Origin of the sequence: Olleya sp. UBA1516, from assembly GCF_002323495.1 — a bacterium.
Taxonomy (GTDB): Bacteria; Bacteroidota; Bacteroidia; order Flavobacteriales; family Flavobacteriaceae; genus Olleya.
This window is the reverse complement of the sequence record NZ_DCQO01000016.1, coordinates 22,673-35,329: the sequence shown is the minus strand read 5'-3', so window position 1 is coordinate 35,329 and position 12,657 is coordinate 22,673. Positions and strand designations below refer to the sequence as shown.

Below are 12,657 nucleotides of genomic sequence, written 5' to 3'. Positions count from 1 at the left end.
CTAAAAACTTTGGACATATATAATAATCTCTTATTTAGATAAATGAAAAAGATTCCAGAAGTTTCACTATTAAAATTTATTAAGCATTCTTTAGAAATTCTTAAAAACCCGTTGCCTTTTCATAATAAAAACTTTCAAGCGTTAGGTGATGTATTTAAACTTAATGTAGGTTTTAATTCTAAGATATACTTTTGTAGAGACGCTGCTTTTGCGCAGTATGTGCTTCAAAAAAATCAAAAAAACTATACAAAATCAAAAATTCAAACTGAAGATTTAGTAAAATATGTAGGTGAAGGTCTTTTAACCTCTGAAGGCGAAAAATGGAAAAAACAGCGTAAGATGATGCAACCAGCTTTTCATAAAAAGCAATTGCAAAATTTGCTAGATGGTATGCAGCAGACGATTATTTCAGAATTTAGTAAGGTTGAAAGTAATAAAACCATAGATCTTTTTCCAATTCTTAATGATTTGGCCTTTCAAACAGTAGTTAAATCTTTGTTCACTCAAGCAGCCAAAAATAAGGATATGGAGCGGTTACAGTATATAACCGAAGCAAATCAACGCATGCTAGTTAAAGAGTTAAGGCAACCTTATTTAGGATGGTGGTTTAAAATTGGTGGCACTTTAAAAAAACATTTAGATTTATCAGAAGAAGCTAGAGTTATACTAAAACGCATAGTTGATCAACGTACAGCTTCAGGTAAACGTTATGACGATTTACTTGATATGCTACTGGAAACGCGCTATGAAGATGGTCAAGGTATGACAGAAGACCAATTAATTGATGAAATCTTAATAATTTTTACAGCAGGTCATGAAACCACATCCAATGCTTTAACTTTTACATTTCAGTTATTAGCAAAACATCCTGAATGGCAAGATAAAATCCATAATGAGTTTATTGAACTTGGTGGTGATAAAGCAGATTTGATGACTAGAATATCACAGTCTAAAGTTTGTCAACAAGTCCTTGAAGAGTCCATGAGATTGTATCCTCCAGCATATTTTATTGACAGAGTAAATATAGAGAGGGATGTTTTTAATGAAATGGAATTTGAGCCAGGTAGTAATCTGCTGTTTTCGGTTTACGAAATACATAGACATCCAAAGTTATGGGATAATCCAGAATCGTTTTTACCTGAGCGTTTTGCAGATGGTGGACGACAGTTTTCTAGTCAATATTTTCCTTTTGGTGCTGGTCCAAGAAAATGCATTGGAAACAATTTTGCTATGTTTGAAATGATTATAGCTGTTACAGCTTTAGTCAAAAAATTTAAAATTCAACCTGAGTTTGATAATATTAAGATTACACCTTTAATCACTTTGAAACCTAAAAATGCACAGCTTAGTTTTCAGATAAGAAAATAATGCTTGATAACAAATCTAAATACACAACACAAATCAAAGCCGAAGCTAAACGCTTAGGGTTTTTATCTTGTGGTATTAGTAAAGCAGGTTTTTTAGAAAAAGAAGCACCTAGACTAGAAAACTGGCTGAATAAAAATATGCATGGTCAAATGGGTTACATGCAAAACCATTTTGATAAGCGTTTAGATCCAACCAAACTTGTCGATGATTCTAAATCCGTAATATCATTATTGTTAAATTACTATCCTTCTCAAGTTCAGGTAGACAAAAAAGCTCCAAAATTATCTAAATATGCCTATGGACAGGACTACCATTTTGTAATTAAAGAAAAACTTAAAGAATTAACCCATTTTATTCAGCAAGAAATAGGTGATGTTTCAGGACGTGCATTTGTAGACTCTGCACCAGTTTTAGATAAAGCATGGGCAGCAAAATCTGGATTAGGTTGGATTGGCAAGAATAGTAATTTATTAACCCAACAAGTGGGTTCTTTTTATTTTATTGCAGAGTTAATTATTGATTTAGATTTGGAATACGATTCCATTGTTTCCGATCACTGTGGTACTTGTACAGCATGTATAGATGCTTGTCCAACGCAAGCCATAACAGAGCCTTACGTTGTTGATGGTAGTAAGTGTATTAGTTATTTTACAATAGAACTTAAAGATCAATTACCAAACAACTTGAAAGGTAAATTTGACGATTGGATGTTTGGTTGCGATGTCTGTCAAGACGTTTGTCCATGGAATAAGTTTTCAAAACCTCATAACGAGCCACTTTTTAATCCACATCCTGATTTGTTAGCTATGACAAAAAAAGATTGGGAAGACATTACTGAAGAGGTGTTTAAAAAAGTGTTTCAAAAAAGTGCTGTAAAACGTACAAAGTTTGAGGGTTTAAAACGTAATATTGAGTTTGTAAAATAAAACATTAAGCTTTTGCAACGCTATATTCCCTTTGTTTTCAATACTTCTAATAAAAGATAGTAACACAAAATCGTGTTATTATTAGTTTAAAATTATTCAAAGTCTCTCTCATTTTTTTTATGTTCAAACGTCTTAAAAACTTACATTTGTAATTCACTAAAACTTAAAGTGAAATTATGAGCAAACAAAGTAGACGTCGTGAAGCTTTAGTATATCATGCAAAGCCAACTCCAGGTAAAATAAAAGTAGTTCCAACAAAAAAATATGCAACCCAAAGGGATTTAGCCTTAGCTTATTCTCCAGGTGTAGCAGAACCTTGTTTAGAAATAGAAAAAGACGTTAATAACGTTTATAAATATACAGCTAAAGGTAATCTTGTAGCAGTAATAACTAATGGTACCGCAGTTTTAGGATTGGGTAATATTGGTCCAGAAGCCTCTAAGCCTGTAATGGAAGGTAAAGGCTTATTATTTAAAATCTTCGCAGATATTGATGTTTTTGATATTGAAGTGGATACTGAAAATGTTGAAGAATTTATTCAAACGGTAAAAATGATCGCTCCAACGTTTGGAGGTATTAACCTAGAAGATATTAAAGCACCTGAAGCTTTTGAAATAGAAAGACGCTTAAAAGAGGAGCTTGATATTCCTGTAATGCATGATGACCAACATGGTACTGCAATTATTTCTGCAGCAGCATTATTAAATGCCTTAGAGCTTTCTGATAAAAAAATAGAGGACGTTAAAATAGTAGTAAGTGGTGCAGGTGCAGCAGCTATTTCTTGTACGCGTTTATATTTAGCATTTGGTGCTAAACGTGAAAACGTGGTCATGTTAGACAGTAAAGGTGTAATTAGAGATGACAGAGATAATTTAACATCACAAAAAGCCGAGTTTGCAACACACCGTAAAATTGATACATTGGATGAGGCAATGATTGACGCTGACGTATTTGTTGGTTTATCAACTTCGGATATTGTAACGCCTGCCATGTTATTAGTTATGGCTAAAAACCCTATAGTATTTGCTATGGCTAATCCAGATCCAGAAATTGGTTATGATTTGGCAATTGCAACACGTAAGGATATTATTATGGCTACAGGACGAAGTGACCATCCTAATCAAGTTAATAATGTACTAGGATTTCCGTTTATTTTTAGAGGAGCTTTAGACGTTAGAGCAACTAAAATTAACGAAGCCATGAAAATGGCAGCTGTAAAAGCATTGGCTGACTTAGCTAAAGAGTCTGTACCAGAACAAGTAAATATTGCTTATGGCGAAACACGCCTGACGTTTAGTAAAGAGTATATTATACCTAAGCCATTTGATCCAAGATTAATAGCAACTGTACCTCCAGCTGTAGCAAAAGCTGCAATGGAAAGTGGTGTGGCTAAAGAGCCAATTGAAGATTGGAAAAAATATGAAGAGCAATTATTAGATAGATTAGGTAATGATAATAAGATTGTAAGATTATTACTAAACAGATCTAAGCTAGATCCAAAGCGTGTTGTTTTTACAGAAGCAGATTCTTTAGATGTATTAAAAGCAGCCCAAATAGTTTACGAGGAAGGTGTTGCTATACCAATTTTATTAGGTAGAAAAGAAGAAATTGAACGCTTAAAAGAAGAGCTAGAGTTTGATGCAGATGTACTAATTATTGATCCTAAATCTGACGAGCAACTTGAACAAAAAAATAAGTACGCAAAAATATATTGGGAACAACGCAGAAGAAAAGGAGTAACGTTGTTATTAGCTGAAAAGTTAATGAGAGAACGTAACTACTATGCAGCAATGATGGTTAATGAAGGTGATGCAGATGCATTAATTTCTGGGTACTCTCGTAGTTATCCTTCGGTTGTAAAACCAATGTTGGAACTAATAGGATTAGCACCAGGATCCACAAGAATTGCGACAACAAATGTTATGATGACCCAACGTGGTCCTATGTTTTTAAGTGATACTTCAATAAATATAAATCCATCAGCTCAAGATTTAACTAAAATAGCGCAAATGACTGCTAAAGTGGTTAAAATGTTTGGAATGGAACCAATTATGGCAATGACTTCTTATTCTAACTTTGGCTCATCAAAAGACCAAACAGCTACTAAAGTTAGAGAGGCAGTATCTTATTTACATAAAAGACATCCTGACTTATTAGTAGATGGAGAGTTACAAACAGATTTTGCTTTAAACAGTCAAATGTTAACAGATAGTTTCCCGTTTTCTAAACTAGCAGGTAAAAAAGTAAATACTTTAATCTTCCCTAATTTAGAGTCTGCAAACATTACTTATAAGTTATTAAAAGAACTTAATAATGCAGAGTCCGTTGGACCAATTATGATGGGAATGCGTAAACCTGTACATATCTTACAACTACATGCAAGTGTTGACGAAATTGTAAACATGACTGCAATAGCAGTAATAGATGCGCAACAGAAAGAAAAGTGGGAAAAAAACTTAGAAAACAAGAACTAAAATAATGTAAAGATAATTTTCTTACATTTGGAGAGTTAACAAAAATTTATGATTACACACATACAAGGAAAGTTAGTAGAGAAAAATCCAACAGATGTAGTCATCGATTGCAACGGAGTGGGTTATATGCTAAATATATCATTGCATACCTATTCTCAAATTCCTAATCAAGAAAATTTAAAGTTATATACGCATCTTCAAATAAGGGAAGATGCGCATACTTTATATGGTTTTGCTTCAACATCAGAAAGAGAATTATTTAGACTTTTAATTTCTGTAAGTGGTATTGGTGCAAATACAGCAAGAACCATGTTATCATCTTTAACGCCAAAACAAATTAGAGAAGGTATTGCTGTGGATGATGTTGCTTTAATTCAATCTATTAAAGGAATAGGGATAAAAACAGCACAAAGAGTAATAATAGATTTAAAAGATAAAATCTTAAAAATTTACGATATAGACGAAGTTTCTGTAAGTCAAAGCAATACTAACAAAGATGAAGCGTTATCTGCTTTAGAAGTATTAGGTTTTGCTAAAAAACAAGCAGAAAAAGTACTGGATAAAATTGTCAAAGACCAACCAGAAGCTAACGTAGAAACAATTATCAAACTAGCCCTAAAAAATTTATAATTTATTTTGAATACAAGTCAACTTAGCTTTTATAAATCCCTTAAACATTTTTTACTAACTGCTTTTGCATTGTTAGTCTCAGTATTTTCTTTTGCTCAAGAAGAAAATGAAGTAGAACAAGATAGTACCAAAACAGGTTTTAGTTTAGGGAATATCCAAATGCAAAATCCATCAAGTATACAATCTAAATACACGTATGATCCTGTAACGGATAGATACATATATACTGAAACTGTTGGAGAGTTTAATATTAATTATCCAGTAATTCTAACACCAGATGAGTATTTAGAATTAGTATCAAGCCAGAATTTGAAATCGTATTATAAGGATAAGATTGATGCTTACGACGGTAAAAAAGGAGATGTAAAAGAAGCTCAGAAAAACTTAATACCAGAGTTTTATGTCAACTCTAGTTTTTTTGAAAGTATTTTTGGTGAAGGACCAATATCCATAATACCACAAGGTACTGTTGAAATGGATTTAGGTGTCTTATTTACTAAACAGGATAATCCATCGTTTTCTCCAAGAAACAGACGTAATTTTTCATTCGATTTTGACCAACGTATCAGTCTTAGTATGATTGGTAAAGTAGGATCAAGATTACAAGTAACAACTAATTACGACACACAATCTACTTTTGATTTTCAAAATTTAATTAAGTTAGAATACACACCAACCGAAGATGATATCATTCAAAAAATTGAAGTTGGTAACGTTAGTATGCCAATTAATAGCTCTTTAATTTCTGGAGCACAAAGTCTTTTTGGTGTAAAAACACAATTAAAATTTGGTAAAACAACAATTACAGGAGTATTCTCAGATCAGCGTTCTGACGCTAGGTCAGTAACTGCTCAAGGTGGCGGAACATTAGACGAGTTTGAGTTTTTTATTAGAGATTATGATGAGAATCGTCACTTTTTCTTAGGACAATACTTCCGTAATAACTACGATCAAGCACTATCTAATTACCCTTTTATTAATAATAATATTCAAATTACAAGAATAGAGGTTTGGATAACTAACAGAAGTAATCGTACTGAAAATGTTAGAAACTTTGTTGCTTTCCAAGATTTAGGAGAAACCAGTATCATTGGTAATCCAGGCGTTTCTGTTACAGGAGGACCTAATGCATTTCCGGATAACGGAAACAATGGATTAGATCCAACTAACATTGGTAACGCAGGATCGCAATTAAATAATGCAATTAGAGATATTGCAACAGCGCAAAGCGGAATCTCAATTTCAGGTTTTAATGAAGGTTTTGATTATGCAAAGCAAGAAAATACTAGAAAATTAATAGAAGGTCAAGAATATACCCTAAACACACAATTGGGTTATATTTCTTTAAACCAAAGATTAAATAATGACGAAGTCTTAGCGGTTGCTTACCAATACACAGTCGGAGGACAAGTATTTCAGGTAGGAGAGTTTGCAAATGATGGTATTGGAGCAACAGATGTTGCTGTAAATTCAAGTGGAGAAGTTACTAATGTTACAAATAATGCATTAGTATTAAAACTATTAAAAAGTAGTATCACTAGTGTCTCTCAACCAATATGGGATTTAATGATGAAAAACGTTTACGATACAGGCGCTTTTCAATTAACTCAAGAAGATTTTAAATTAAATATTTTTTATAACGAATCAGCTCCTGTAAACTATATTACTGCTGTAGAAGGTACGCCTTTCGGAACCGATTTTGAAGGCGAACCTATAGATCAAACCACATTATTACGCTTATTTAATTTTGATAGATTAAATTACAATAACGATCCACAAACTAATGGAGACGGTTTCTTTGACTTTGTTTCAGGCATTACTGTAATTCCGCAAAATGGTAAAATTGTATTTACTAAAGTAGAACCTTTTGGTCGTTATTTATTTGATGTTTTAGATAACGACGGTAATACAGGTAATAACGCGTCGGATTATGAAGCAGATATATATACCAATGCCAATCAAGAAAAGTATGTTTATGATTTACTTTATAAAGCAACCAAAACAGCAGCATTAGACGAGAGTCAAAAAAATAAATTCCAAATTAAAGGACGTTATAAATCTTCAGGTGGAGACGGAATCCCAATTGGAGGATTTAATGTACCAAGAGGATCCGTTCGTGTATCAGCTGGAGGACGTGTTTTAGTAGAAGGACAAGATTATACAGTTAATTACCAATTAGGACGTGTTTATATTATTGATGAAGGTTTAAAAGCATCCAACATTCCAATTGAAGTATCAACCGAAAATAATTCGATTTTTGGACAGCAAACTAAACGTTATACTGGATTAAATGTAGAACATAAGTTTAATGACAATTTTGTAATTGGAGGAACATATATTAATTTAAATGAACGTCCAATTACTCAAAAAGCTAATTATGCTAATGAGCCTATAAATAATACCATTTTTGGTTTTAATGCTAATTATTCTTCGGAAGTACCGTTTTTATCTAGGTTAGTTAATAAATTACCTAATATTGATACAGATGCACCATCTAATATTTCAGTTAGAGGTGATTTTGCATACTTACTACCAGGTGCACCAAAAGGAACAGATTTTAATGGAGAAGCGACTGCTTATATCGATGATTTTGAAGGTACACAAAACGGAATAGATCTTAAATCTGCACAATCTTGGAGCTTATCAAGTAGACCACTTAATGTAAATAATTCTACAGCGTTAGATAATAACGGAATAGAAAACGGTTATGGTAGAGCCATGCTTAACTGGTATACTATTGATCCTATATTTTATGGTAGTCAAAGACCATCAGGAATATCAGATGATGATATGTCAGGATTATATACTAGTCGCGTTTTTGTTAACGAGCTGTTTCCGCAACAGGACATTGCTCAAGGTCAAACATCAGTTTTAAATACTTTAGATTTAACATATTATCCTCAAGAACGAGGTCCATATAACTTTGAGCCAGGTACAGAAAGTGGTGTAATACCTAACCCAGAAAGTAGTTGGGCTGGAATAACAAGACAGATTACATCTACGGATTTTGAACAAGCAAATGTTGAATATATCGAGTTTTGGTTACAGGATCCATTTCAGGAAAACCCAGGAAATCCAGGTGGAAAATTATTTATTAACTTAGGTAATATATCAGAAGATGTGCTTAAGGATGGACGTAAACAATATGAAAACGGTTTACCTCAAGATGGAAATATTAGTTTGCTGCCAGAAACGGTGTTTCAATCTGTAGTGCCACAAAATCAAGCCTTAATTTATGCGTTTGATACAACTGGCCAAGAAAGAACCAATCAAGATGTTGGATTTGATGGATATGATGATGTTGAGGAAGCAGCTAAGTTTCCTTCAGGTTTTTCCGGACTAACAGATCCTGCAAAAGATAATTATGATTATTATTTAAATGCAGAAGGTGACGTATTTAACAGATACAAATTATATAATGGTGTAGATGGTAACTCTCCAGATGCATTTAGTGATACTAATAGAGGGTCAACAACGCAACCAGATGTAGAGGATGTCAATAGGGATAATACCATGAATACTATTGATAGTTATTTTGAGTATCAAATTGATATAACTCCAGCATCATTAAATATTAATAACGAGTATATTGTTGATACAAAAAACGTAACAGATACTAACAATCCTAGAGTACTACCAAATGGAGAAACTGAATATCCTAGATGGTATCAGTTTAGAATTCCTATTCGTACAGATGACGAGTTTGTTGTAAATGGTATTACGGATTTACGTTCTATAAGATTTTCTAGAATGTACCTTAACGATTTTCAGCAACAAACAACATTAAGATTTGGAACATTAGAGCTGGTTCGTAGTGATTGGAGACGTTTTCAATTGTCATTAGATGGTGGTGCAACACCTTTAGATTTTGATGATACAGCCTTTACTGTTGGTGCTGTAAGTACGCAAGAAAATGACGGAAGTTATGTTTCGCCACCAAGTGTAGTGCCAGAGCAGCTTAACAATAACAACACTATTGTTAGACAAAATGAACAAGCACTTGTCGTAGATGTTTGTGATCTTAAAGCTAAAGACTCCAGAGCAGTATTTAAAAATATTAGTGTAGATATGCGTCAGTACAAAAAACTGAGAATGTTTATGCATGCTAGAGATGGAGAAACACCTGGACTTACAGATTCTGATTTAGTAGGTTTTATTAGAATGGGTAATGACCTTACAGAAAATTACTATCAAATAGAAGTACCATTAAAAGTGTATAATGGAGGTGGATCTGCCGAAGCGTATTGGCCAGAAGAGAATGAAATTAATATAGAATTAGAAATTTTACAACGTATTAAGTCTTTAGGGATAAGCAACCAAACATTAACGGATGGTACAGCAAATTTTTATGATGTAGTTGGTGGAGATTTAGTACCAGTTATAGATCAATATGGTGGTTATGTTTTAGGACAACAACGTGTTGCTATAAAAGGAAATCCTAATTTTGGAGATGTTAGAACATTAATGGTTGGTGTCAAAAATGGTACAAATAACTTGCAATGTGGAGAGATTTGGTTTAACGAATTGCGTTTGTCAGAACTAGAAAACGAAGGTGGTTGGGCAGCAATTGTTACGGTTGATACACAATTAGCAGATTTTGCTAGTGTAAGTGCAACTGGTAGAATGAGTACTGCTGGATTTGGAAATGTAAACCAAGGACCAAATGAGCGTAGTCTTGAAGATAGTAAACAATATGATGTAGTAACTAATGTAAATGTTGGTCAATTACTGCCTAAAAAATGGGGAATTCAAATTCCGTTTAATTACGGTCAAGGAGTGGAAGTTATTACACCAAAGTATGATCAACAATACGAAGATATTGAGTTAGACACACGTTTGGATGCTGCTGTTGATGATGCAGAAAGAGATTTGATTTTAGAACAATCGGAAACATACACAAAGCGTAAAAGTATAAACTTTATAGGTGTTAAAAAGAATAGAACAGGAGAGGCTAAACCAAGTTTTTATGATGTAGAAAACTTAACGCTAAATTATTCTTATAACAAAATGGAGCATCGTGACTTTGAGATTGAAAGATCTGTTGATAAACAGGTTAGAGCAGGTGTAAATTACGCTTATAACTTTGAACCTAAGTTAATTGAACCTTTCAAGAAAAACGATTCGTTATTTACTGGTAAGTATTGGAAGTTTTTAAAAGAATTGAACTTTAATGTCTTACCTGCTAGTTTTACTATAAATACAGATTTAAATAGACAATTTAATCGTCAAAAATTTAGAGATTTAGATTTAACAGGTAACAATATTGGTTTAGAAGAGTTGTATAGACGTAATTATAATTTTGACTACCAGTACAATCTTAATTGGAATTTGACAAAGTCGCTTCAGGTAAATTATTCTTCATCAAATAATAATATTGTTAGAAATTACTTCAAGGATAATATTATTAATGGAGAGCCAGATCCATTATTAGACGTATGGGATGGTTTCTTTGATTTTGGAGATCCAAATAGACAACAACAACAAATTGGAATTAATTATGAGATTCCACTTAGTAAAATACCAACTTTAAGCTTTTTAAAAGCAACCTATTCTTACTCAGGATTGTTCCAGTGGCAAAAAGGGTCTGACTTATTTGGTAATTTAGTTGGTAACGATGGTTTGACTTATAATTTAGGAAACACAATATCAAACGGAAATACACATAATATTAATTCAACTTTAGACATGAATAAGTTGTATAAATATTTAGGAATTTCTGCTAAAACTAAATCTAGAGGAAATAAAGTTGCTAGAACATCTAGAACTGCTGGACCTCCAGGTATTGCAAATAAAGAAAAAGAGAAGGCTAAAAAAGCAGGTGATGGTATAGGATCTAAAATAGGTAATTTTGGTATCGGATTATTAACCTCAATAAAACGTATTCAAGCAGTATATAGCGAGACTAATGGTACTTTTTTACCAGGTTATTTACAAACTCCAGGTTTTTTAGGAACAGCAAAACCTACTATAGGTTATACTTTTGGAAGTCAAAGTGATGTTAGAGATTTAGCTGCCAGAAATGGTTGGTTAACTGCCTTTCCTGATTTTAACCAACAGTATACTACTAACCAAACTAAGCAATTAGATCTTTCAGCTAACCTTGAGCCTTTTAGTGATTTTAAAATAGATTTAGTTGGATTTAGGACTTACGCAGAAAATTATACAGAAAACTACAGAGTAGAAAACGGACAATACTTATCATTAACGCCTAATACATTTGGTAATTTTAGTATTTCATCTTTTACATTGCCAACTGCTTTTGGTAAGAGTGACGAGACTAGTTCTCAAGCTTTTGATGACTTTAGAAGTAATAGGTTAGACATAGCAAGACGACTAGCAGTACAAAATGGATCAGATCCAAACGATGTTGATGCTGACGGTTATCCTAAAGGTTTTGGTAAAACAAGTCAACAAGTATTATTGCCAGCATTTGTAAGTGCTTATACAGGTCAAAAAACAAGTAAAACTAAACTTGGTGCATTAAGAAACGTGCCAATACCAAACTGGGACGTAAAGTATTCTGGTTTCATGAAAATGAAATGGTTTAAAAAACGTTTCAAACGTTTCTCTTTAACACATGGTTATAGATCAAGTTATAGTATAGGACAATTTAGAACAAATTTAGATTTTGATGGTATAGACTATGGACTAGATTATGACTTACAACCTAGCGAAGATTTAGATCAAGCAGGAAATTTTAAAAGTGAAAACTTATATAGCAGCGTAACCCTTACAGAGATGTTTAGTCCGTTATTCCGTTTTGACATGGAAATTAAAAACTCGGTTAGAATATTATTAGAAATGAGAAAAGATAGAATGCTATCATTAAGTTTTGATAATAATTTAATGACAGAAATAGCAGGTAACGAGTACGTTGTTGGTTTAGGATATCGTATTAAAGATTTACGTATTAAATCTAATTTAGCAGGTCCTAAAAAAGCGATTGTTTCAGATTTAATTATGTCTGCAGATTTATCTGTAAGAGATAATAAAACCATCATACGTTATTTAGACCTAGAAAATAATCAAATTACAAACGGTCAAACTATTTGGGGTCTTAAATACAATGCAGAATATGCCTTTAGTAAAAACCTAACAGGTGTGTTTTATTTTGATTATTCTTTCTCTGAATATGCAATTTCAACAGCGTTTCCTCAAACAACTATTAGATCAGGATTAACGTTACGATATAATTTTGGAAATTAAGAAAGCATTGTTTGAAATTAATAGTCATTTAGATACATTTGCAATTCACTTAA

At 32.6% G+C, this 12,657-nt stretch carries 5 protein-coding genes; all 5 read left to right on the top strand.

Annotated elements, in window-relative coordinates; all coding sequences use genetic code 11:
• The first annotated feature begins 42 nt into the window (after window positions 1–42).
• The 5 genes from B2989_RS09245 to sprA all read left to right on the top strand — a co-directional run bounded on the left by B2989_RS09245 (window position 43) and on the right by sprA (window position 12,604).
• Entirely contained in the window at window positions 43–1,368 is a 1,326-nt protein-coding gene (locus B2989_RS09245) for a cytochrome P450 (protein ID WP_292947670.1), read from the top strand.
• Window positions 1,368–2,294 (top strand): tRNA epoxyqueuosine(34) reductase QueG, encoded by a 927-nt coding sequence (queG, locus tag B2989_RS09240; RefSeq protein WP_292947667.1) that lies wholly within the window; start codon window positions 1,368–1,370, stop codon window positions 2,292–2,294. The genes B2989_RS09245 and queG overlap by 1 nt, the downstream gene beginning before the upstream one ends.
• A gap of 176 nt (window positions 2,295–2,470) precedes the next feature.
• The gene (locus B2989_RS09235) at window positions 2,471–4,768 is read left to right on the top strand and encodes an NADP-dependent malic enzyme (RefSeq protein WP_145003637.1); all 2,298 of its coding nucleotides are present in this window, start codon (window positions 2,471–2,473) and stop codon (window positions 4,766–4,768) included.
• Between the two features lie 48 nt (window positions 4,769–4,816).
• On the top strand, window positions 4,817–5,398 hold the full coding sequence (gene ruvA / locus B2989_RS09230) for a Holliday junction branch migration protein RuvA (protein WP_145003633.1): 582 nt from the start codon (window positions 4,817–4,819) through the stop codon (window positions 5,396–5,398).
• A 6-nt stretch (window positions 5,399–5,404) separates the two neighbouring features.
• On the top strand, window positions 5,405–12,604 hold the full coding sequence (sprA, locus tag B2989_RS09225; protein ID WP_292947660.1) for a cell surface protein SprA: 7,200 nt from the start codon (window positions 5,405–5,407) through the stop codon (window positions 12,602–12,604).
• Window positions 12,605–12,657 lie beyond the last annotated feature (53 nt).